Source organism: Xanthobacter oligotrophicus, assembly GCF_008364685.1.
GTDB classification, from domain to species: Bacteria; Pseudomonadota; Alphaproteobacteria; order Rhizobiales; family Xanthobacteraceae; genus Xanthobacter; species Xanthobacter oligotrophicus.
On the sequence record NZ_VTTL01000002.1, the window covers coordinates 397481 to 419281 of the forward strand.

General features: G+C 67.0%; 17 protein-coding genes. 13 read left to right on the forward strand and 4 right to left on the reverse strand.

All coding sequences use genetic code 11. From position 1 onward, the window contains the following. Window positions 1-30 precede the first annotated feature (30 nt). The 6 genes from FZ033_RS04710 to FZ033_RS04735 all read left to right on the forward strand — a co-directional run bounded on the left by FZ033_RS04710 (window position 31) and on the right by FZ033_RS04735 (window position 8606). Entirely contained in the window at window positions 31-645 is a 615-nt protein-coding gene (locus tag FZ033_RS04710) for a recombinase family protein (RefSeq protein ID WP_149574981.1), read from the forward strand. A gap of 103 nt (window positions 646-748) precedes the next feature. Then, entirely contained in the window at window positions 749-1516 is a 768-nt protein-coding gene (locus FZ033_RS04715) for an endonuclease/exonuclease/phosphatase family protein (protein WP_149574982.1), read from the forward strand. 35 nt (window positions 1517-1551) lie between these two features. Beyond that, window positions 1552-4953, forward strand: coding sequence for a type I restriction-modification system endonuclease (gene hsdR, locus FZ033_RS04720; RefSeq protein ID WP_232847329.1), 3402 nt, complete (start codon window positions 1552-1554; stop codon window positions 4951-4953). Further along, on the forward strand, window positions 4953-6422 hold the full coding sequence (locus FZ033_RS04725) for a class I SAM-dependent DNA methyltransferase (RefSeq protein ID WP_149574983.1): 1470 nt from the start codon (window positions 4953-4955) through the stop codon (window positions 6420-6422). The genes hsdR and FZ033_RS04725 overlap by 1 nt, the downstream gene beginning before the upstream one ends. Next, window positions 6419-7672: a restriction endonuclease subunit S gene (locus FZ033_RS04730; protein WP_149574984.1), complete on the forward strand. Its 1254-nt coding sequence runs from the start codon at window positions 6419-6421 to the stop codon at window positions 7670-7672. Before FZ033_RS04725 ends, FZ033_RS04730 begins: the two co-directional genes overlap by 4 nt. A 1-nt stretch (window position 7673) precedes the next feature. After that, window positions 7674-8606: a restriction endonuclease gene (locus FZ033_RS04735; RefSeq protein WP_149574985.1), complete on the forward strand. Its 933-nt coding sequence runs from the start codon at window positions 7674-7676 to the stop codon at window positions 8604-8606. Between the two features lie 746 nt (window positions 8607-9352). Here the strand turns inward: FZ033_RS04735 and FZ033_RS04740 are convergent. Continuing rightward, window positions 9353-10375 carry an LLM class flavin-dependent oxidoreductase gene (locus FZ033_RS04740; protein WP_149574986.1) on the reverse strand — a complete coding sequence of 341 codons (1023 nt, stop codon included), beginning with the start codon at window positions 10373-10375 and terminating at the stop codon, window positions 9353-9355. Between the two features lie 414 nt (window positions 10376-10789). Continuing rightward, on the reverse strand, window positions 10790-11266 hold the full coding sequence (gene greA / locus FZ033_RS04745; RefSeq protein ID WP_149574987.1) for a transcription elongation factor GreA: 477 nt from the start codon (window positions 11264-11266) through the stop codon (window positions 10790-10792). Window positions 11267-11701: 435 nt separating this feature from the next. Here greA and rnk point away from each other — a divergent pair, with 435 nt between their 5' ends. Together rnk and FZ033_RS04755 are read left to right on the forward strand one after the other, a co-directional pair. After that, on the forward strand, window positions 11702-12133 hold the full coding sequence (rnk, locus tag FZ033_RS04750; protein ID WP_149574988.1) for a nucleoside diphosphate kinase regulator: 432 nt from the start codon (window positions 11702-11704) through the stop codon (window positions 12131-12133). A 505-nt stretch (window positions 12134-12638) separates the two neighbouring features. Next, on the forward strand, window positions 12639-13655 hold the full coding sequence (locus FZ033_RS04755) for a helix-turn-helix domain-containing protein (RefSeq protein WP_188079303.1): 1017 nt from the start codon (window positions 12639-12641) through the stop codon (window positions 13653-13655). Window positions 13656-13773: 118 nt separating this feature from the next. On the opposite strand, the gene FZ033_RS04760 is transcribed toward FZ033_RS04755, so the two are convergent. Beyond that, entirely contained in the window at window positions 13774-14700 is a 927-nt protein-coding gene (locus tag FZ033_RS04760) for a LysR substrate-binding domain-containing protein (RefSeq protein WP_149574990.1), read from the reverse strand. A gap of 229 nt (window positions 14701-14929) precedes the next feature. On the opposite strand from FZ033_RS04760, the gene FZ033_RS04765 reads away from it, so the two are divergent. From FZ033_RS04765 to FZ033_RS04785, 5 genes are all read left to right on the forward strand, one after another. Continuing rightward, window positions 14930-16270: an MFS transporter gene (locus FZ033_RS04765; protein ID WP_149574991.1), complete on the forward strand. Its 1341-nt coding sequence runs from the start codon at window positions 14930-14932 to the stop codon at window positions 16268-16270. Window positions 16271-16339: 69 nt separating this feature from the next. Further along, a complete protein-coding gene (locus FZ033_RS04770; protein ID WP_149574992.1) occupies window positions 16340-17170 on the forward strand; it encodes a phosphogluconate dehydrogenase C-terminal domain-containing protein in 831 nt (276 codons plus the stop codon). A 123-nt stretch (window positions 17171-17293) separates the two neighbouring features. Then, complete coding sequence (locus tag FZ033_RS04775; RefSeq protein ID WP_149574993.1) at window positions 17294-18538, forward strand: ribulose-bisphosphate carboxylase large subunit family protein; 1245 nt, start codon at window positions 17294-17296, stop codon at window positions 18536-18538. Further along, the gene (oiaK, locus tag FZ033_RS04780; RefSeq protein ID WP_149574994.1) at window positions 18535-19956 is read left to right on the forward strand and encodes a 3-oxo-isoapionate kinase OiaK; all 1422 of its coding nucleotides are present in this window, start codon (window positions 18535-18537) and stop codon (window positions 19954-19956) included. The genes FZ033_RS04775 and oiaK overlap by 4 nt, the downstream gene beginning before the upstream one ends. 279 nt (window positions 19957-20235) lie before the next feature. Continuing rightward, window positions 20236-20790, forward strand: a complete 555-nt coding sequence (locus tag FZ033_RS04785; RefSeq protein ID WP_149574995.1) for a superoxide dismutase family protein — start codon at window positions 20236-20238, stop codon at window positions 20788-20790. Between the two features lie 21 nt (window positions 20791-20811). Here FZ033_RS04785 and FZ033_RS04790 read toward each other — a convergent pair whose 3' ends face one another. Beyond that, window positions 20812-21801, reverse strand: coding sequence for a beta-ketoacyl-ACP synthase III (locus tag FZ033_RS04790; protein ID WP_149574996.1), 990 nt, complete (start codon window positions 21799-21801; stop codon window positions 20812-20814).

Consider the following 21801-nt stretch of genomic DNA (forward strand, 5'->3'; position numbering starts at 1 on the left):
TGGACACCGTCAGCTTCCCGGAGCCCTGCCGTGTCCCGCAAGATCGCTCGCCGCGTCGCCCTCTACCTGCGCGTCTCCACCTCCGAACAAACCACCGAAAACCAGCGTCGCGAGCTTCAGGCCGTGGCGGAGAAGGCCGGCTGGGAAGTGGTGGCCGTGTTCGAGGATGCCGGCATCTCCGGTGCCAAGGGCCGCGACCAGCGCCCCGGCTACGACGCCATGCTGAAGGCCGTGACCCGCCGCGAGGTTGATATGGTGGCCGCGTGGTCGGTGGACCGCCTGGGCCGCTCCATGGCGGACCTCGTGGCCTTCCTCGGCGACCTTCACGCCCGTGGCGCCGACCTCTACCTGCACCAGCAAGCCCTCGACACCTCGACGCCCTCCGGCCGGGCCATGTTCCAGATGATGGGCGTGTTCGCCGAATACGAGCGGGCCATGATCCGGGAGCGCGTGAACGCCGGGCTGGCGCGGGCGAAGGCGGAGGGGAAGAAGTTGGGCCGGCCCACGGTGGGCGCCGAGACCGAGGCCCGGATCAAGGAGCTTCGGGCGCAGGGCATGGGGATGCTGAAGGTGGCGAAGACGCTGGGGGTGGGCGTGTCGGCGGTGCAGCGGGTGGTGGGCAGTGAGACGCAGGACGGGGCGTGAGGGCCGGGGATTTCCCTCGCGTCCCTCTGCCCATCTGTTTTTTTGTCGGCGCTGTGGAAGAAGAGCCTTTTGGGATTGCTGTGAGAGCCGATAGGGGCGCGATGTGCGGATCGTCACGTGGAATATGGACAAAGGCTTCGCCTGCAAGTCAGAGCACGTCAGGCGCCTCCGGCCCGACATCGCCATCTTGCAAGAAGTCGACGAGAAGAGCCTGCATGAAACGGGGCTCTTTCCAGATGCACCTTGGATCGGGAATGTCGGGCGATCGGGATTGGCTGCTGTCGCCTTCGGGGATTGGCGCATAAGCCGTGCACCTGTTTCGGTCAACGAACCGTGGTTCATGCCGCTGGTGGCAACCGATGGCATCGCCGCCGTGCAGATTATCGCCGTGCAAGTGTCGACGCCTCATCGGTATGGGGCTGCAACTCTGAATGCCATAGCACAGCTTGGTGACTTCATCCGGTCCGCGCCTACACTCGTCGCGGGCGACTTCAATAACAGCGTAGCTTATGATTATCGCAAGCCACGAGGTAAGAGGTTCTGTGATGTTCTCTCGGCGTTGGACGCACATGGGCTGACCAGTGCGTGGCACGCCTACACGGGAGAAATGCACGGAGAGGAGAGCGCGGCCACGCTATACTACCGGAGGAAGGCGGACCGAAGGTTCCACATCGACTACGTATTTCTTCCGGCATCCGCTCGGATTGAGAGAGTCGCAATCGGGACCTTTGAGGAGAGCGCTCAAGCCAAGATCAGCGACCATGCACCCATCGTGGTGGACTTCACCCACGCGCCGTCCCCAATGATCGCCCCCGCAGAAGCGCGGAGCGATGCGCTGTGTGACATCGTCCCAGCACAACCATCGAGTTAGACATTCCTCGGACGTTCTGGGAGATTGGGCTGCGGATGGTCGCGACCGCCGAGGGGGGAATGGGCTCGGTCAACTTCGGCTTTCTCGACGCGCATGACGCCAAGCTGTCGGCCCTGGGGGCACTCGCGGAGCGCTATTTCCGCGAGGACCCCTCCACGTCGATCGTGAAGCTGCGCCAGTTCGCCGAGTTGACGGCCAAGATCATCGCCGCCCGCCATGCCTCCTATCGCGGCGAACGCGAGACGTTCGATGAGACGCTGAGGCGCCTATCCTACGATCGCGTCATCCCCAAAGAGGTTGCCGATGTGTTTCACGCCTTGCGCAAGGTCGGCAACGCCGCCGTGCACGAGGCCAAAGGTGGACATGCGGACGCGTTGACAGCGTTGAAGCTCGCCCGGTCGCTCGGCGTCTGGTTCCACCGCACCTACGCGCGGCTGCCCAATTTCAATCCCGGCCCCTTTCTGCCACCGCCAGAACCGATAGATGCCTCGGCGCCTCTACGTGACGAGATCGAGGCGCTACGCCGCAGGGTGGCGGAAAGCGAGGATGTTGCCGCAGCCGCGCGTCGTGAGGCCGAAGAGCATGCCCGCGCCCGCGAGACGCTGGATGAGCGGCTGAGGCGGGAAGCCGAGGAGAGGACGGCCTGGGAGCAGCTCGCCCAGGAGACGGAGGCACAGAAGACTGCGATCGCCGCAAAGCTGGCGAGCCTCCAGTCGCAAGCCGAGGCCGCCCCGCGGCAAGAGGCAATGGAGCTTGTGGAGCGCGGCGAAGAGGCCGCCGCCCGGCTTGAACTGGACGAGGCAGAGACCCGCGCCCTTATTGACCAGCAGCTTCGGGACAGGGGCTGGGAGGCCGATACGAAGGCCTTGCGCCACAGCGCTGGCGTTCGTCCGGCAAATGGACGCAACATGGCCATCGCCGAATGGCCGACCGCAAACGGGCGGGCGGACTACGCCTTGTTCGTCGGCACCACCCTCATCGGGGTGGTGGAAGCCAAGCGCCAGCGCAAGAGTGTCTCGGGCGCCATCGACCAATCGGAGCGCTATTCCATAGGCATCCGCAACGGCGACGACTTCGCATATGCGGGTGGACCATGGGGTGAGCACCGCGTCCCCTTCGTCTTCGCGGCGAACGGCCGCTCCTACCTGAAGCAGATCGAGACCGAGAGCGGCATCTGGTTTCGCGACACGCGCCGAGGGGCGAACCACCGCCGAGCCTTGGTGGACTGGCCCACGCCCCAGGGCCTCACCGGCCAACTGGAGGTGGATAAGGACGCGGCCGATGCGGCGCTCAAGGCACAGCCCTTCGTCTTCGGCTTCCCGCTCCGCCCCTATCAGGAAAGCGCCATCCGGGCGGTGGAGGAGGCGCTGGCGAACGAGCGTCGCTCCATGCTGGTGGCCATGGCGACGGGGACCGGCAAAACCAAGCTCGCCATTGCGCTGCTCTATCGGCTGCTGTCTGCCAAGCGCTTCCGCCGCATCTGCTTTGTTGTGGATCGCTCCGCGCTCGGGCACCAGACCGAGGGCGAGTTCTCAACCACCAAGGTCGTGTCGGGCAAGACATTCGCGGAAATCTTCGGGCTGAAGGGCCTCGACGACGTGACACCCGATCTGGAAACGAAGGTGCACATCTGCACCATCCAGGGGCTGGTGAAGCGGGTGCTCTATGCGGCGGACGGGTCCGAGGCGCCGCCCATCGACCAGTATGACCTCATGGTCATCGACGAATGTCACCGCGGCTACCTGCTCGATCGTGAGCTGTCCGACCCTGAACTCGGCTTCCGGGATGAAACCGACTACATCTCCAAATATCGGCGGGTGCTGGAATATTTCGACGCGGTGAAGATCGGCCTTACCGCCACGCCCGCCCTGCACACCACGGATATCTTCGGCGAGCCGATCTTCCGCTATTCCTATCGCGAGGCGGTCGTCGATGGCTTCCTCATCGACCATGAACCCCCGGTGCGCATCGAGACCGCCCTGGCGCGGGACGGCATTGTCTTCGCGCGGGATGAGCAACTCGACCTTCTGAACACTCGGACCGGCGAGGTCGACACCGCCACCCTCCCGGACGAAATCCGGTTCGAGGTGGAGCAGTTCAACAAGCAGGTCATCACGCCGGAGTTCAACCGGGTGGTCGCCGAGGAGCTGGCTCGCCACATCGATCCCGCCTTAGAAGGCAAGACCCTGATCTTCGCCGCAACCGACGCCCATGCGGATATGGTGGTGAACGCCATCAAGACCGCCTTTGCGAAGGCCTATGGCGAGATCGACGATGTGACCGTGAAGAAGATCACCGGCAGCGTGGACAAGGTGCAGAACCTCATCCGCTCGTTCCGCAACGACGCCAATCCGAAGATCGCCGTCACGGTGGACCTGCTCACCACCGGCATCGACGTACCCAAGATCGTGAACCTCGTGTTCCTGCGCCGGGTGAACAGCCGCATTCTCTATGAACAGATGATCGGCCGGGCCACGCGCCGCTGCGACGAGATTAGCAAGGAGGTGTTCCGCATCTTCGACGCGGTGGACCTCTATCCCCACCTCCAGAACCTCACGGACATGAAGCCCGTGGTGGTCAATCCGTCCATCAGCTTCGCCCAGCTCGTCGCGGAGATGCTCGGCGCCACCGACGACGCGCAGCGCGAAACGATCCGGGAGCAGTTCGCCGTCAAGCTGCGTCGTCGGCTGAGAAAGATGCCCGAGGAAGCACGGCAGCGCTTCGAGGCGGTGGCCGGCGAGACGCCGCAGCAGATGCTTGATCGCGTCGTGAACGGGGATGCACCCGCCCTCGCGGCATGGCTCAAGGATCGTTCGGCCATCGGCCCCATCCTGGATTGGCAGGCGGACGGTGCCACCCCATCGCTCATTCCCATCTCGACCCACGCCGATGAGGTCGTCGCCGTCACCCGCGGCTATGGCACCGCCGCTCGACCCGAGGACTTCCTCGACAGCTTCACCGCCTTCGTCCGCGACAATATGAACACCATTGCTGCGCTGAAGCTGGTGGTGCAGCGCCCCCGAGACCTCACACGCGCCGACCTCAAGGAATTGCGCCTCGCCCTCGACCGCAAGGGCTATTCGGAAGCGAACCTGCGCCGCGCCTGGGCCGATGCGAAGAATGAGGAGATCGCCGCCTCCATCATCGGCTTCGTGCGACAGGCGGCCATCGGCGACCCGCTGGTGCCCTACACCACGCGCGTGAAAGCTGCGATGCGCACCATCCTGGCGAGTCGCGCCTGGACGGAGCCGCAGAAGACGTGGTTGAAGCGCATCGGCGAGCAGATCGAGAAGGAGGTCGTGGTGGATCGCGAGGCCATCGACACCGGCCAATTCTCGTCCCATGGCGGCTTCAGTCGCTTGAACAAGGTGTTTGGCGGGGAGCTTGAGAGCATCCTCGCGGGGATCAACGAAGAGATGTGGAAGAAGAGCGCCTGATGACCACCGCCTCGACCCCCACTGCCAATATCGTGGCCAAGCTCTGGGGCCTATGCCATGTGCTCCGCGACGATGGCGTCACCTACAACGAGTATGTGACCGAGCTGACCTTCCTTCTGTTCCTCAAGATGCTGGAGGAGACCGGCCACGAGGAACGGTTGCCGGACGGCTGGCGCTGGAGCCTCCTCGCGAAGAAGGAGGGCATGGAGCAGCTCGACTATTACAAGTCCATGCTGCTCGCCCTCGGCAAGGCGCCGGACAAGCTGGTCGGCGCCATCTTCACCGATGCGCAGACCAAGCTGCGCAAACCCACGAACCTCAAGGCGCTCACCTCCAGCATCGACCTGCTGGACTGGTTCTCGGCCCGCGAGGAGGGGCTCGGCACCCTCTATGAGGGCCTGCTGGAGAAGAACGCCGCCGACAAGAAATCCGGCGCCGGGCAATATTTCACGCCCCGCCCCCTCATCGATTGCATCGTGCGGCTGATGAAGCCGCAGCCGGGCGAGATCGTGGAGGACCCGGCGGCTGGCACGGCGGGTTTCCTCGTCGCCGCCGACCGCTACATCAAGGACCGCACCGACGACCTCTTCGAGCTGACGGAGGCGCAAGGCTTCTTCCAGCGCAACAACGCCTTCGTCGGCGCCGAGCTGGTGCCGGACACCCACCGTCTGTGCCTCATGAACCTGCTTCTGCATGGCATCGAGGGCGGGGTGGAGAGCATGGACACCCTCTCCCCCGATGGCGAGGGGCTTCCGAAGGCGCACCTCATCCTCACCAATCCGCCCTTCGGCACCAAGAAGGGCGGTGGGCGGCCCACCCGCACCGACTTTTCCGTGACGGCGGACAGCTCCAACAAGCAGCTCGCCTTCGTGGAGCACATCGTTCGCGGCCTGCGCCCCGGCGGACGCGCCGCCGTGGTGGTGCCGGACAACGTGCTGTTCGAGGACAACACCGGCCGGCGCCTGCGCTCATGGCTCATGGACCTGTGCGACCTGCACACCATCTTGCGGCTGCCCACCGGCATCTTCTATGCGCAGGGCGTGAAGACCAACGTGCTGTTCTTCCGGCGCGGCACGAAGGAAAAGGCCAACACCAAGGCCGTGTGGGTCTATGACATGCGGGCCAACATGCCCGCCTTCGGCAAGACCCGGCCCCTCACCGTCGCCGACTTCGCCGCCTTCGAGGCCGCCTATGGGGACGATCCCAATGGCGGGGCGAAGCGCACGGACGAAGGCGAGGAGGGCCGCTGGCGCTGCTTGTCCCGTGCCGCCATCGCCGAGCGCAATGACAATCTCGACATCTCCTGGCTGCGCGACACCGAGGCGGAGGCCGAGGAAGCCCTGACCGAGCCGGAAGACATCGCCGCCGCCCTCATCGGCCATCTGAAGGCGGCGCTGGAGGAGATCGAGGCGCTATCGGAAGAGCTGGAACCGGAGGATGAGGCCGCGGTGCCGGAGGCGGCGGAATGAACGGGCTGCCGAAGGGGTGGGTGGCCGCGACCGTTGGCGACACCGGTGAATATGTAAACGGAATGGCATTCAAACCAACGGATTGGGATGATGTCGGCCTTCCTATCATTCGCATCCAGAACCTCACAGATCCCACGCGGACACCAAATCGCACATCTCGCAAAGTTGAAAGGCGCTACATTGTCGAGCGTGGGGATATCCTCGTTAGCTGGTCCGCGACATTGGATGCCTTTCTGTGGGATCGAGAACAAGCCGTACTGAATCAACACATCTTCAAAGTGATCCCGGATCAGGATGTCGTTGATAGGAGCTTTCTATTTCACAGCCTACGGCACGTCATTGCTGAGATGATGGAAGGGGAGCACCTTCACGGCAGTACGATGAAACATATCAATCGGGGGCCATTCCTGGCTCATCCATTTCCCCTCCCGCCCCTCCCCGAACAGCGGCGGATCGTGGCGAAGATCGACAGCCTGACGGCCAAGTCCAGACGCGCCCGCGATCACCTCGACCACATCCCCCGCCTCGTCGAGAAGTACAAGCAGGCCATCCTCGCCGCCGCCTTCCGGGGGGATTTGACGCGGGAGTGGCGAATGCAGCGCGGTGCCGCGACATTCTGGGAGGCGACAAGCCCCGCCGACCATTTCGTCTGGTCAAGCGGAAAGAACCTTCCCACGAAGAAGCAGGTTGAAGGATCTGTGCCGGTTATCGGTGGCAACGGAATAGGCGGTTACCACAACGAACCTTTGATTGATTTTCCTACACTCGTCATCGGCAGAGTGGGGGCTCAATGCGGAAATGTGCATCTCACGTCCGGGCCGGCATGGATAACTGATAACGCGATATACGCTAGGTCCATCTCCAAAAGTGTTGATTTGGAGTATGCAGCTATTTTTTTCCGGAATGCTAATCTCAATCAGCTGGCTGGAGGCAGCGGACAACCTTATATCAATCAATCGACTTTAAATTCCCTATCCTTAAATCTTCCTAATTTTTCTGAGCAACGCGAGATCGTTCGACGGACGCATCTTATGATTAACTGGATCGATCGCCTCGCCGCCGAGGCTGCCAGCGCCCGCAAGCTCATCGATCGGCTGGATCAGGCCTTGCTCGCCAAGGCCTTCCGGGGCGAGCTGGTGCCGCAGGACCCAGCCGACGAGCCGGCAAGCGTGCTGCTGGAGCGCATCCGGACCGAGCGCGGCACGGCCCCCAAGGCCCGGCGCGGACGGCGGCCGGCGGCGGAGGCGTGAGATGGCCATTCCCGACTATCAGACCCTCCTGCTGCCCCTGCTGAAGATTGCCGCCGAGGGTGAGACACGCATTCCCGATCTGGAAGAGCGCATCTGCAACGACTTCGGCCTGAGCGAGGCGGAGCGGGAGGCCCTGCTCCCCTCCGGCCGGCAGAAGGTGATCCACAACCGCCTGCACTGGTCGAAATTCTACCTCACCCGCGCCGGCCTCATGGACGTGCCGAGCCGCGGCCGCTTCGTGGCCAGCCCCGCCGGGCGTGAGCTGCTCGCCCGTAACCCGCCCCGCATCGACATCCCTTTGCTGGAGACCTATCCGGCCTTCCGCGAGTTCTATCGCAACGCCCGGGAAGGCGCGGGGGAGAACGGGGCCGGTGCCGAGGTGGCGCCGCCGCCCGTCCCCGCCACCGTGACGCCGGAAGAGCAGGTGGAAGCCGCCTATGCCGCCTTGCAAGCCGCTCTGCGGCAGGACCTCCTCGCCCGCATCCTCCAGAACCCGCCCGCCTTTTTCGAGCGCGTCATCGTCACCCTGCTGGTCGCGATGGGCTATGGTGGCTCCCACCGCGACGCCGCCCAGCAGCTCGGCCGCAGCGGCGACGGCGGGGTCGATGGCGTCATCAATGAGGACCGCCTCGGCCTTGACCGTGTCTATGTCCAGGCCAAGCGCTATGCCCCCGGGAATGCGGTGGGGCGCCCGGAGGTGCAGGGCTTCGTTGGCAGCCTCGTGGGCCTCGGCGCCACCAAGGGCGTGTTCGTCACCACGTCCGCCTTCAGCACTCAGGCGCGGGATTTCGTGCGCCACCTCACTCAACGCGTCATCCTCATCGACGGCCAGCAGCTCGCCGACCTGATGATCGAGCATAATGTCGGCGTCCGCCTCACCCGCGCCGTCGAGTTCAAGCGCCTGGACGAGGACTTCTTCGCCGACGAGGAGTGATTGTCCCGCGTCCGTCTCTGTCCCGTTGCCCACCCGCCCCAGGACTGGTACACAAGCTTCTTCAGAGATCCGAAATTTCTCTTTTATTCTCAGCGACTACAGCCCAGCCAGTTGGTTTTCAATCCTCTCTCGCAGCACCATTCCGGTCGTTAGCAATCAATACCTTGAGTTGAATGGCCAAGCGTCAGGCTCGACCCGTTCTGCGGGCACTTAACGGAACAGACGCGGAACATGAACTGTTCATGTGTGCAAAATCCGTTCAGGCGCCTCGCCGCGGGCACGGACAAGGTCCGCAACCGCGACAGCAAGAGGTGGCTCCCGTGGATTTGTGTCTATGGAGGCCTGCGGATCAGTGAGGCCGAGCACCTGCGCAAAGACGATTTCTTCGAGGTGGACGGCGCCTGGTTCTTCAGGATCACCACCACTGGGCGCCGCTCTCTCAAGACGAGGTCCAGCGAACGGGTCATTCCAGTCCACCCCGCCATCGTCGACGAAGGCTTCATGGACTGGCTCAGGGCGACGCCCGACGGGCAGCTGTGCAGCTGTTCGGCAGCTCCGCCGTTCGTATATGAGCTGCTGGGTGCGGTCGGAGAGGCCCTCACATGCCCCCCTTGGAACGCCGTTTTGCAACCGGTTGCAACGCGCGGCCGGGGCGCTTGGCCTTTTCGCATGGGCGCAGGACGGCGGGGAGATGACGCGCGCCCTGGCAAGCCCGTTGCGCCCCCACGCCCGCTGTGAACACCGCCTCAGCGCCAGCCCAGCGCGGGCGCCACATGGGTGAGGATGGCCTCGATGACGTGCGCGTTGTAGTCGACGCCCAGCTGGTTCGGCACGGTGAGCAGCAGCGTGTCCGCTTCGGCGATGGCCTCGTCCGCGGCGAGCTGCCGGATGAGCGCGTCCGGCTCGTCGGCGTAGCTGCGGCCGAAGATGGCGCGGGTCTTCTCGTCGATGAAGCCGATGGAGTCCTCGTCCTTTCCGCCCCGGCCGAAATAGGCGCGATCGCGGTCGTCCACCAAAGCGAAGATGGAGCGGCTGACCGAGATGCGGGGGGCGCGGGCGTGGCCCGCCTCCGCCCACGCGGCGCGGTAGGCGCGGATCTGCGCCGCCTGCTGGACGTGGAAGGGTTCGCCGGTCTCGTCGTTCTTCAGGGTGGAGCTCTGGAGGTTCAGGCCAAGCCTTGCCGCCCACACCGCGGTGGCGTTGGAGCTGGCGCCCCACCAGATGCGCTCGCGCAGTCCCTCGGAATGCGGCTCCAGCCGCAGCAGGCCCGGCGGGTTGGGGAACATGGGCCGCGGGTTGGGCTTCGCGAAGCCCTCGCCCTGCAGCACCTGAAGGAAGACCTCGGCGTGGCGGCGGGCCATGTCGGCGTCGGTCTCGCCCTCCGGCGGGGCATAGCCGAAGTGCCGCCACCCCTCGATGACCTGTTCCGGCGAGCCCCGGCTGATGCCGAGCTGCAGTCGTCCGCCGGCGATGAGGTCGGCCGCGCCGGCATCCTCCGCCATGTAGAGCGGGTTCTCGTAGCGCATGTCGATGACGGCGGTGCCGATCTCGATCCGCCGCGTGCGCGCGCCCACCGCAGCGAGCAGCGGGAAGGGCGCGGCAAGCTGGCGAGCAAAGTGATGGACGCGGAAATAGGCGCCGTCGGCGCCCAACTCCTCCGCCGCCACCGCAAGCTCGATGGATTGGAGGAGCGCATCGGCAGCCGAACGCGTCTGCGACTGGGGCGAGGGCGTCCAGTGTCCGAACGAGAGAAAGCCGATCTTCTTCAAGGCAGATGCTTCTGGGTTGTGCAACGACGCGCCAGCCTAGCCCGACGCCCCGCCGCACGCACCTGACACGCCGCCGCGGTCGCTCGGCGACCCGCTCACCACCATGGTGGGGTGCCTGGCTGTCGTGGAGGGCGTCATCACGCCGGCCCTGGCCAACCTCTACGAGAAGGACGAGGCAGTCTGCCGGCGCTGGACGGGAGGCCCGGCCCAGGTGAAGTTCGTCCTGCCCGAGGGCGTCGGCGCGGAAGCCGTCATCCCCTATTTCAACGACGCAGAGCACGTCACTGACGTCGAGATGGCTCGTCGCCCAAGGCTCCGTGATCGCCGACCTTTACGGGCTCGTCGGGACGCGAGGACACTGGCCGATGGAGCGGGACGCACGGGAATTCACGATGCACTGCTGAAAGTGCTCCATCAAGCGATCTCCAGCACCTCCACCTCGCGGCCGGCCACCAGAGCCACATCACCCACGACCTTGCTCATCAGGGCTTTTGCCAGCGGCGAGACATAGGACACCGAGCCTTTGGCCGGGTCGGCCTCATCCTCGCCGACGATGCGAAAGACCTGGCGGCGGCCATCCTCGCGGTCGATGGTGACGGTGGTCCCGAACTGGACCGACCGGGGATGCGCAACAGCCTCGACCAGTTGGGCACTGGCCCGCCGGGCGCTGTAGTAGCGCAGGTCGCGGGTCGCCCGCGCCATGGCCATCCGGTCGGCCTGCACATCGCCGGTCTGCGCCTGCGCATAGGCGGCCCGTGCCTCGCCCAGGGCCGCATCCAGCGCCGCCATCCCGGCGGGCGTCACCAGATTTGGATGCGGCGAGATCGGCCGGTCTGGCAGGTCGGCTGCGGTCGCTTCGAGGTCATTTTCGCGCGTGAAGGCGACGGACATGCTGAACGGGGTCCATGTTGGCCAAGACCGGAGAGCATACAACGTGGCCCCCGCAAAGTCGCCCGTTTGCCCCGGGGTGATCCCGCCGCTCGACGGAGCGCCTGGATCGGCGCTTCCGAGTCCATTTCAGTGCAACCAGTTGCACCGGCGCCGAGCGGCCGCCGCCCACAGCACTTGACATAACGTAAGCAGACAGGCTGTGATCCGCCCATGAGCGCGACGACCCACACCCTCCGCCGCCCCTGCCCCATCGCAGGACAGTAGCCCCGCGCTCGGCCTCCGCGCCCCGAGCGCCGGGGTGATGATGTGTCTCGCCGTGCGCCTGCACGGCACACGATGACGGCGCTCCAACGCTCTCCCCATTCCCCAAGCCTTGCCCGTGCTGCCGCTCGATCGTGGCTGTGCGATGCCGGCATTCCTATGACGACGACACTCATGATGAAGAAGCAATCCAAGTCCCCATCAAGGTCCCCTCGCCTGCCCGCGCTCGTTCTGAGCCATCCGGACCACGAACGCCTCGCCGGCCTCGCCACAGCCGCGCTCGACCGCATCCCCGACGTGGCGGAAGAACTGCTCGCCGAGTTGGACAGGGCGCGCCTCGTGGCCCCCAGCCGCGTCCCCGCCACCGCCGTGCAGATGGGCTCCAAAGTGACCTACGAAGCGGGCGGCAACGCACGCACCGTGACGCTGGTCTACCCGGAAGACGCGGACATCGCCGCCGCCAGGGTATCGGTGATGACGCCCATCGGGGCCGCTCTCATCGGCCTCTCCGAAGGCCAGTCGATCTGCTGGACGGCCCGTGACGGTCGCCGCCACGAGCTTAAGGTCATCCAGGTCCAGCCGCCGCAGGGAAAAGCCCTCGCCTGACATCAGAGCCTGTTTGGGAATTCAAAAGGGTATAACCGCAATCCCGACCGTCATGCCCGGGCTTGTCCCGGGTATCCACGCCGAACCGCTTGAGGCAGCGTGCGAAAATTGCTCCCAGCCTCCCTGCGTGGATGGCCGGGACAAGCCCGGGCATGACGGTGATAAAGCTCTTGCGAGGGCTGCAAGTGCCAAAATGGGCGAATTTCCAAACGGGCTCTCAGGCACCATCACCAGTCTGATCGTTGCAACCGGTTGCACCACCTCCAAACTGACCCGACAGCAGCCTGAGGTGGCACCCGCCCAGCTCGGGACCGCCCGAGCCGGGCGGCGAGGCGGCCTGATACCGACCCGTCCCCTGCCGAGATCGCATGAAAGCGAGCACTGCGTTTCCGGAGCGTTGCCGCCCATCGCCATCGGCGCGGCAGAATCCTTGATCTTGCGCGCCATCGCGTCACCATGCACACGATGGCGCGAACCAGACAGGGACAGCGACACCAACAGCAACATGGCGACGACAACTCTTCCTCTCGTGCGGGCATCCGCCGCCTTTCCACTCATGATCTGGCTCAGGGACAACGGCCACCCGCTGGACCGCGTGCTCCAGGATGCCGGTCTGCCGCCCGCCTTCGTCGCCGATCCCGACCAGCCGATTCCCCTGCGGACGGCCATCGAATTCCTGCATTCCGTGGCACGCGCCGAAGGGCTCGACATTGGCTGCCGGGTGGTCACCCCTGACGGCATCGACCAGCTCGGCTTCATCGGAGTGCTGGTGAGGGCGTCGCAGACCCCGCGCGAAGCGTTCCAGCTGGTGACCCGCGCCTTCTTCCACCACGGCTCCCACGGGATGCTCACCTTCACGCCCCATGCCGGCGGAGCCACGGTCCGTCACGTGTTCCGGGTGCCGCTCGATGCCGAAGCTCTGTTCGTCGCGCAGCAGTTCATAACCGCCCTGATCGTCAGCGTGGTCACCCGCGAAGGCCAGGATGGGTCCGCCCCCGAGCGCGTGGAGCTCACGCCCCATCCGGTCCTGGGGCTGACGCTGCTCGAACCCCATTTCGGCTGCCCGGTCTGCCCCACCCTCACCGGCGCGGTGGCCGTGACCTTCAGCGATCAGGTGCTCGATCGACCCTTTTCCCAGCGCCGCGTCCCCCTCGACCAGCAGGTGACGGAGGGGAGCGGGGCGATCCGTGGCGACGGCACCCTCGCCGGCTCCATCCGCACCATCCTGCCGCTGCTGCTGGCCCGCGGCGGCGAGCCGACGCTGGCCGAAATGGCCCGCTTCGCCTTCATGAGCACGCGCACCCTGCAGCGCCGGCTCACCGCCGAAGGCTCCAGCCTGTCGCGGCTGATCGAGCAGGAGCGCTCCGCCCGCGCCGTCGCGCTGCTGACAGCCAGCACCACGCGGGTGCAGGAGGTCGCGGCGGAGATGGGCTATGGCTCCGGCGCCAGCTTCACCCGCGCCGTGCGCCGCTGGACCTCGGCGCCGCCCACCCGCCTGCGCAAGGACAGGACCGGCGACTGATACCAATGGCCCGTGAGCTTGACTCATGGGCCATTGGTCAAGCCCGCGCGACGCTTGAGCGTACCCACCTGGCATCGGTCGAAGACCGAGGCCGATGGTATGATGCGGCGACCCGACATCACCGACGGACCGCCGCGAGCGCCGGATCCGGCGGCTGGCCGAAGCTGCGCATCTCGCCCAGAAGCCAGGATTCCAGTGCCCTGAGGTCGGAGCGAAATGCGACCTGCGGTGCGATCCACATCTTGAGATGCCGCCCGCCGGGCACGAAGCCGAAGGGCGCGATGAGGCGGCCGGACTGAAGCTCGCTCAGGGCCAGCATGTGCGGCACCACCGCCACGCCGAGGCCGCAGGCGGCGGCCTGGATCAACAGGTAGAAGTGCTCGAAGCTGCGCTGTGCCTTCAGGCCGAGGTCACCGTTGCCGGTGGCCTGCGCCCAGTCGCGCCAGGCCTCGGGGCGTGTATTCGTGGACAGAAGATGCGCGCTCCCGAGATCCTCCGGCGCGGTGAGGTCCCGGCCGGCAAGATAATCGGGCGAGCACACCGGCCCGATCCATTCGGTTCCCAGCTCGCGGATGATGGCGTCCCGTGGCGGCACGATGGTGCTGGAGCGGATGGCGACCGAAATATTGTCGCGGCTGAAATCCACCTTGTCGTAATTCATGTTCAGCTCCACCTGCACATCCGGATTGCGGCGGTGGAAGCCCGCCATGCGCGGGATCAGCCAGCACAGCATGATGGAGGCGGAGCAGGAGAGCGTGAGCGGGCCGGGCCGCAGCCGGTCGAGGGTGGCGTGGATGAGGCCGAAGGCGGTGGACAGGCCCTCGGCGAGCCGTTGTCCCTCGGGCGTCGGCTCGCTGGCGCCGCCGCCGCGCGCGACCAAAGGCACCCCCAGCGTCGCCTCCAGCGCCTTGATGTGGCGGCTCACCGCGCCGTGGGTGACGCACAATTCCTCGGCGGCGCGGGTCATGCTGCGATGGCGCGCCGTGGCCTCGAACGCCCGCAGCGCCACCAGTGAGGGCAAGGGCTGGTTGCCGAGTTGCGACATGAGGCCAAGATCCTGCTTTTGCATCTCTTATTGCTGCATCGCAGCATCCATGATGTGAGTTTAGCTCACAATCCAAGGACAACAAATCGATTGTTCCGGCCGCTGTCGGGCGCCTAATGGCGAGCGTCAATACCCCGGCTCGGCGGCCCGCGTGCCGCCCCCTGCCGGGGCAACAAGAACAAGAAGCGCAGTCGCCGAAAGATCTGCACCATTTCCTGGAGGAAATCCCATGACGGAGCCCGAGGCGTCCGCCGTCGAGCGGTCGGCCATTTCCAAGGTCTCGTGGCGGCTTGTGCCGTTCATTGGCCTGATGTTCTTCATCAACTTCCTGGATCGCACCGCCGTGTCCTTCGCAGGACCCAACGGCATGTCGCGCGATCTCGGCCTCACCGCCTCCCAGTTCGGGTTCGCGGCGGGCATTTTCTTCCTCGGCTACATCCTGCTGGAAGTGCCGAGCAACCTGGCCCTGCACAAGTTTGGCGCCCGCCGCTGGCTCGCCCGCATCATGGTGACCTGGGGCATCGTCGCCCTGCTGTTCACGTGGGTGAGCAGCGTGGAAGGCCTCTATGTGCTGCGCTTCCTGCTCGGCGTCGCCGAGGCGGGCTTCTTCCCCGGCGCCATCCTCTATCTCAGCCTGTGGGTGCCGGCGCGCCACCGCAACAAGGTGCTGGCCCTGTTCTATGTGGCACAGCCGCTCACCATCGTCATCGGCGCGCCCTTCGCCTCGCTGCTGCTGGGCGCGGACGGCCTGATGGGCCTCGCCGGCTGGCGCATCATGTTCTTCGGCGTCGCCATTCCGGCGATCCTCGTCGGCATCGTCGCCTGGTTCTACCTGGTGGACCGGCCTGCCGACGCCAAATGGCTCACCAACGCCGAGCGCGACTGGCTCACCGGCGAGCTTGCCAAGGAAGAGAAGACCAAGGCGGGCAAGCACAACATCCTCGCTTCCGGCGCGTTGCTGAACGGGCGGGTGTGGCTGCTGTCCTTCGTCTACTTCGGGCTGATCTACGGCCTTTATGCGCTGGCCTTCTTCCTGCCCACCATCATCGGCGGCTTCGAGGCCCAGTTCGGCACCAAGTTCGACGTGATGCAGAAAGGCCTCATCACCGCCATTCCCTACCTGCCTGCGGCGGCGGCGCTGCTGCTGTGGAGCCGGCATGCGGCGAAGACCGGGGTGAAGCCCTGGCATGTGGGCCTGCCGGCGCTCATCGGCGCCGTCTCCATCCCGGTGGCGCTGTTCATGAACTCGCCCGCCGCCACGGTGGCGGTGATCACCATCACTGCCTGCTCCATCTTCTCCGCGCTGCCCAACTTCTGGGCCATCCCGGCGCGGTTCCTGTCGGGGGCCGGCGCGGCGGCGGGCATCGCCCTCATCAACACGGTGGGCAACGTGGCCGGATTTGCCGCCCCCTTCATCACCGGAGCAGTGAAGGACGCGACAGGCTCGTTCCAGGTCGCCATGCTGGTGGTGGGCGGCTTCATGATGCTCTCCGCCGTCCTCACCCTGGTGGTGGCGCGGCAGCGCGACAGCGTGCCGGACGCAGCGGCCATGGCCGCCCGCTCGGCCTGATAAACAGGGGGCCGGGCGAACCGGCCCCATTCATCAGGGACCTTGTCCCGGAGTGTTGGAGATACCGGAATGAACGCGAAGATCGCCCTGTTCGGCGCCGGCGGGAAGATGGGCGTGCGCCTGTCCAAGAACCTCGCCAAGTCGGACTTCCAGGTTGCCCACGTGGAGGTCAGCGACATCGGCCGCAAGCGCCTCAAGGATGAGGTGGGCGTGGACTGCACCGAGATCGACGCCGCCCTCGACGGTGCCGACGTGGTCATCCTGGCCGTGCCCGACACCCTCATCGGCAAGGTCGCGCACAGCATCTCGCCGAAACTGAAGGCGGGCACCATGGTGATGCTGCTCGACGCGGCTGCCCCCTTCGCCGGCCACCTGCCGGACCGCCCGGACCTCATCTATTTCGTCTCCCACCCCTGCCACCCGCTCATCTTCAACGACGAGACCGACCCGGTGGCGCGGCGCGACTTCTTCGGCGGAGCGGGAGCCAAGCAGTCCATCACCTCCGCCCTCATGCAGGGGCCGGACGAGGCGTTCGCCCTGGGCGAGGCGGTGGCGAAGGCCATATACGCCCCCATCCTGCGCTCATACCGCCTCACGGTGGACCAGATGGCGATCCTGGAGCCCGGCCTGTCGGAGACCATCTGCGCCACCCTGCTCGACGTGATGCGCGAGGCCATGGACGAGACCGTGCGCCGCGGCGTGCCGGAGGAATGCGCCCGCGACTTCCTGCTGGGCCACATGAACATTCTCGCCGCGGTGATCTTCAAGGAGATCCCCGGCGTGTTCTCCGACGCCTGCAACAAGGCCATCCAGTTCGGCAAGCCGCGCCTCATGCGCGACGACTGGATCAAGTGCCTCGACAAGCCGGAAATCGCCGAGAGCATCCGCCGCATCACCTGATCGCGCGGACGGGGGCATCCCCAAAGGGACCATCCCCCGCCCCGCTTCACGGCCCGGCTCCTCTCCTGCATCGCAGAGGGGGCCGGGCCGCGCTACACACAGACGGCTGCAGGAACCTGTGCCATGAGCGAACGCGTCTATGCCACCTACTGGATGGAGACCGGCGGCGACCCGGCCCGCACCGCCGAAGTCATCGCCGGCGAGCAGTCCAGCGGCACCTTCGTGGCGCTCGCCACCGAGACCGCGGAGCTGAAGGAGCGCTCCGGCGCGCGGGTGGAACGGCTCGACATCCTCGATACGGCGGACACGCCCAGCCTGCCCGGGGGCATGGTCTCAGACCGATACACCCGCGCCATTCTCGAACTGTCCTGGCCGGTGGAGAATTTCGGCCCGTCCCTGCCGAACCTCATGTCCACCATCGCCGGCAATTTGTTCGAGCTGCACCAAGTCTCCGGCCTGCGCCTGCTGGACCTGAAGCTGCCGGCCTCCTTCACCGGCGCCTTCGCCGGTCCGGCGTTCGGCATCGCCGGCACCCGCAAGCTGGCCGGGGTGGCGCAGGGGCCGATCATCGGCACCATCATCAAGCCGTCCATCGGCCTCACGCCGGAAGAGACCGCCCAGCAGGTGCGCGAGCTGATCGCCGGCGACATCGACTTCATCAAGGACGACGAACTGCAGGCCGACGGCGGCCGCTGCCCGTTCGAGGCGCGGGTGAAAGCGGTGATGCGCGTGGTGAACGACGCCGCCGACCGGCGCGGACGCAAGGTGATGGTGGCCTTCAACATCACCGGCGACCTCGATGAGATGCGCCGCCGCCACGACCTGGTGCTTGCCGAGGGCGGCACCTGCGTCATGGTGTGCCTGAATTCCACCGGCCTCGTGGGGGTGCGCGAGATCCGCCGACACACCCAGCTGCCCATCCACGGCCATCGCGCCGGCTGGGGCACTCTCTACCGCTGCCCGTCGCTGGGGTGGGATTATGCCCCCTGGCAGCAGCTGTGGCGGCTGGCGGGCGTGGACCATCTGCACGTGAACGGGCTCGACAACAAATTCTCGGAACCCAACGACAGCGTCATCGCCGCCGCGCGGGCGGTGCTCTCGCCCCTCAACGATAAGGCGCCCATGGAGGCCATGCCGGTGTTCTCCTCCGGCCAGACCGGGCGGCAGGCAGCGGAGACCTATGCGGCCATCGGCTGCGCCGATCTCATCCACACGGCAGGGGGCGGCATCTTCGGCCATCCGGCAGGGGTGCCGGCGGGGGTGGAGGCGCTGCGTGCGGCCTGGCGCGCCGCCATGGCCGGCGCCAGCCTGGAGGACGAGGCGACGCGCAGCCCCGCTTTGCGCAGCGCCCTCGGGTTCTGGCGATGACGGCGGGCGCCTCTTCCGCCGCCTCATGGCCCGCCGGCCTGCTGCTGGCCTATTACGGCGACGACTTCACCGGCTCCACCGATGCGCTGGAAGCCATCACGGCGGCGGGCGTGCCCTCTGTCCTGTTCCTGCGCCTGCCCACGGACGAGATGCTGGCCCGGTTTCCCGGCGTGCGCTGCATCGGCCTTGCCGGCTCCTCGCGCGGGCGCTCACCTGAGTGGATGGACGCCGAGCTGCCGGCCGTGTTCACCCGGCTCAAGGCCTTGGGCGCGCCGATCCTGCACTACAAGGTCTGCTCCACCTTCGATTCCGCCCCGTACGTGGGCTCCATCGGCCGTGCCGTGGATCTGGGCGTTGGGGCGATGGGCGGGCGCTGGAGCCCCATGGTGGTGGGCGTGCCGCGCCTCGGCCGGTTCCAGATGTTCGGCAACCTGTTCGTCACCGTGAACGGCACCACCTATCGCCTCGACCGCCACCCCACCATGTCGCGCCATCCGGTGACGCCCATGGACGAGGCGGACCTTGGCCGCCATCTCGCCCGCCAGACGGCACGGCGCATCGACCTCATCGACATGGCCCAGATCCGTGCCGGCAACGCCGACACCCGCCGCGCCACGCTGGAGGACGACGACACCCCCGTGGTGCTGATCGACGTGATGGACGAGGACACGCTGGCCGAAGCCGGCCGCCTCATCTGGGAGAACCGGGGCGAGGGCCTGTTCTCCGCCTCCTCTTCCGGCCTGCAATATGCGCTGGCCGCCCACTGGCGCCGGCTCGACGTTCTGCCCACGCAGCCCGGCCTGCCGGCGGCGGCGGGCGTGCCGCAGATCGCGGTGGTGAGCGGCAGTTGCTCCCCGGTCACCGCCGCCCAGATCGGCTGGGCGCGAACCCACGGCTTCCACACCGAGCGGCTGGGCCTATCCCGCGCCCTCGATCCGGCCGCCCGCGAGGCGGAGATTGCCCGCACGCTGGAGGTCGCCCGCGCGGCGCTCGGGCGCGGCGAAAGCCCGGTGATCTACAGCGCCGAGGGGCCGGACGATCCCCACGTCCTCGCCTTCGACCAGACGGCGGCCGCCCTCGGCCTCACCCGCGCGGATGCGGCGCGGACGGTCGGCACCGTGCTGGCGGAGATCATGCGGCGCATGGTGGAAGCCCGGCTTGTCCGCCGCATCATGGTGGCGGGGGGCGACAGTTCCGGTGAGGTGATGGAGGCGCTCAACGCCTTCGCCCTCGACATCGCCGCCGGCCTCGCCCCCGGCGCGCCCCTGTGCCGGGCATGGTCGGATGATCCCCTCTATGACGGGCTGGAAGTGGTGCTGAAAGGCGGCCAGATGGGGCCCACCGACTTCTTCACCACCGTCCGCGACGGCCTGCCGGCGGCGCCGGTCCTCGCCACGGGCCAGAGCGCCGTGGCGTAGCCGGATGGCGACCGGGTCCCGTCATTCGCCGTCGCGGTTCCATGGCTGCGGAAGGCGGGAAGTCGTTCTGCCGCTTGGGGGCACGGCCAGACGCTCTCGCAGACCGCAGATCATGCCCCGCGCACCGGCACGCCCCGGATACCGGCGCCGCGCCTCCTGCGGCTTGCGGAAGTCCCTGCCCTCCCCATTTCCGAGACCTGCGGCCCGAGCCAGTGGTATAAGCACGCCGCAGTTCGAGAAACGCGCGCCAAGCGCGCCGCAGGACAAGGAAGGCATCCCATGGGCTCGAAACAATGGCTTCTCGCAGCTTCGATCCTGATCGCCGGCGCGCCGGCTGCACTGGCCCAGACCCCCGCACCGGCAGCACCCGCCGCACCGGCGCCCACCGTGGTCAAGGCGGACCTGGTCGGCAATAACGGCAAGCCCATCGGCACCGCCACCGCCACCGGGACCGACCGCGTCACCATCGTACGCCTCGCCCTTCAGCCCGGCGCCATCCCGCCCGGCTGGCACGGTATCCATTTCCACGCGGTGGCCGACTGCTCGGACACCGAGAAGTTCCTGGCCTCCAAGGCGCATGTGAACCACGGCGGCAAGGCCCACGGCCTGCTCAATCCCAACGGTCCCGACGAGGGCGACCTGCCCAACATCTTCGCCGGCGCCGACGGCTCGGTGTCCGCCGAGGTGACGAGCCCCGTCGGCCTCACCGGCGCCAACGGTCTGCTTTCTGCGACGGGCTTTGCCCTCGTGGTTCATGCTGCGCCGGACGACCACACCACCCAGCCCATCGGCGGCGCCGGCGCGCGCATCGCCTGCGCCGCATTCAAGCCCTGAGGCCGAACAGCGGCACGCGCTCTAGAACCGGAAAACGGCGGCGCCGCCGGTGAGGCCGGCGCCGGCGGCGGCGATGAGCAGCACGTCGCCCTCCCCATAGGCCCGGGTGGCGCGCAGCGCCGACAGGGTAAAGGGCACGGTGGCGGCGGACGAATTGCCATAGTCGGCAACGCTCGACAGGGTCCGTTCCGGCCCGATGGCGAGCTTCTCCGCAACCGCCGTGATGATGCGGGCATTGGCTTGGTGCGGCAGGAAATGGGTCACGTCATCCAGGGTGAGCCCGGCCTCTTCCAGCGCCGTGCGGCAAGAGGCGGCCATCATGACCACCGCCCGGGAAAACACCGTGCGACCCTCCCGCATCACCATCCGCCCGGCCCCGGCTTGACCCGTCGCCGACAAGCGGCTGCCGCTGTCGGGGATCTGGATGAGATCGTAGCCCGACCCGTCGGAGGCGAGGCAAGACCCGACCACGCCGGCCCCGTCCCGTGGCGAGGGGGCCAGCACCACGGCCCCCGCCGCATCGGCAAACAGCGCCGCCGTCGACGGATCGGCGGGATCGATGCGGCGCGACAGGATGTTGGCCGCTACCACCAGCACCGCGCGACCGGTCGTCCGCACGAAGCCGTCGGCCAGCACCAGCGCATAGAGGAAGCCGGCGCAGGCCCCGGTCAGGTCCACCGCGCCGCTCGCAGGCAGGCCGAGGCGGTGGGCCAGCAGGGGCGCGGTCGGCGGCAGCAGATGGTCCGGGGTGCTGGTGGCCAGCAGGGTGAGGCCGATGGCGGCCTTGGGGAGCCCCGCATCGGCCAGAGCCATTTCGGCGGCCGCGCACGCAAGGTCGCTCACCGCCTCGTGCGGCGCCGCCACCCGCCGCGCGCGGATGCCGGTGCGCCCGAAGATCCACCCCTCCGCAAGGCCCAGCCCACGCTCGATCTGCGCGCTCGTCACCACCTGTTCCGGCGCGTAGTGGCCGAAGCCGGCGATGCGGGTTCCGACGATGGGTGCTTTTGCCAT

Excerpts from the sequence above, each read along its gene's own strand:
- FZ033_RS04770 (WP_149574992.1), top strand. The coding sequence starts at position 16,340 with ATGAACGCGAAGATCGCCCTGTTCGGCGCCGGCGGGAAGATGGGCGTG.
- FZ033_RS04775 (WP_149574993.1), top strand. The coding sequence starts at position 17,294 with ATGAGCGAACGCGTCTATGCCACCTACTGGATGGAGACCGGCGGCGAC.
- FZ033_RS04790 (WP_149574996.1), bottom strand. The coding sequence starts at position 21,801 with ATGGCAAAAGCACCCATCGTCGGAACCCGCATCGCCGGCTTCGGCCAC.
- hsdR (WP_232847329.1), top strand. The coding sequence starts at position 1,552 with ATGGTCGCGACCGCCGAGGGGGGAATGGGCTCGGTCAACTTCGGCTTT.
- FZ033_RS04765 (WP_149574991.1), top strand. The coding sequence starts at position 14,930 with ATGACGGAGCCCGAGGCGTCCGCCGTCGAGCGGTCGGCCATTTCCAAG.
- rnk (WP_149574988.1), top strand. The coding sequence starts at position 11,702 with ATGATGAAGAAGCAATCCAAGTCCCCATCAAGGTCCCCTCGCCTGCCC.
- greA (WP_149574987.1), bottom strand. The coding sequence starts at position 11,266 with ATGTCCGTCGCCTTCACGCGCGAAAATGACCTCGAAGCGACCGCAGCC.
- FZ033_RS04785 (WP_149574995.1), top strand. The coding sequence starts at position 20,236 with ATGGGCTCGAAACAATGGCTTCTCGCAGCTTCGATCCTGATCGCCGGC.
- FZ033_RS04730 (WP_149574984.1), top strand. The coding sequence starts at position 6,419 with ATGAACGGGCTGCCGAAGGGGTGGGTGGCCGCGACCGTTGGCGACACC.
- FZ033_RS04755 (WP_188079303.1), top strand. The coding sequence starts at position 12,639 with ATGGCGACGACAACTCTTCCTCTCGTGCGGGCATCCGCCGCCTTTCCA.
- FZ033_RS04725 (WP_149574983.1), top strand. The coding sequence starts at position 4,953 with ATGACCACCGCCTCGACCCCCACTGCCAATATCGTGGCCAAGCTCTGG.
- oiaK (WP_149574994.1), top strand. The coding sequence starts at position 18,535 with ATGACGGCGGGCGCCTCTTCCGCCGCCTCATGGCCCGCCGGCCTGCTG.
- FZ033_RS04760 (WP_149574990.1), bottom strand. The coding sequence starts at position 14,700 with ATGTCGCAACTCGGCAACCAGCCCTTGCCCTCACTGGTGGCGCTGCGG.
- FZ033_RS04735 (WP_149574985.1), top strand. The coding sequence starts at position 7,674 with ATGGCCATTCCCGACTATCAGACCCTCCTGCTGCCCCTGCTGAAGATT.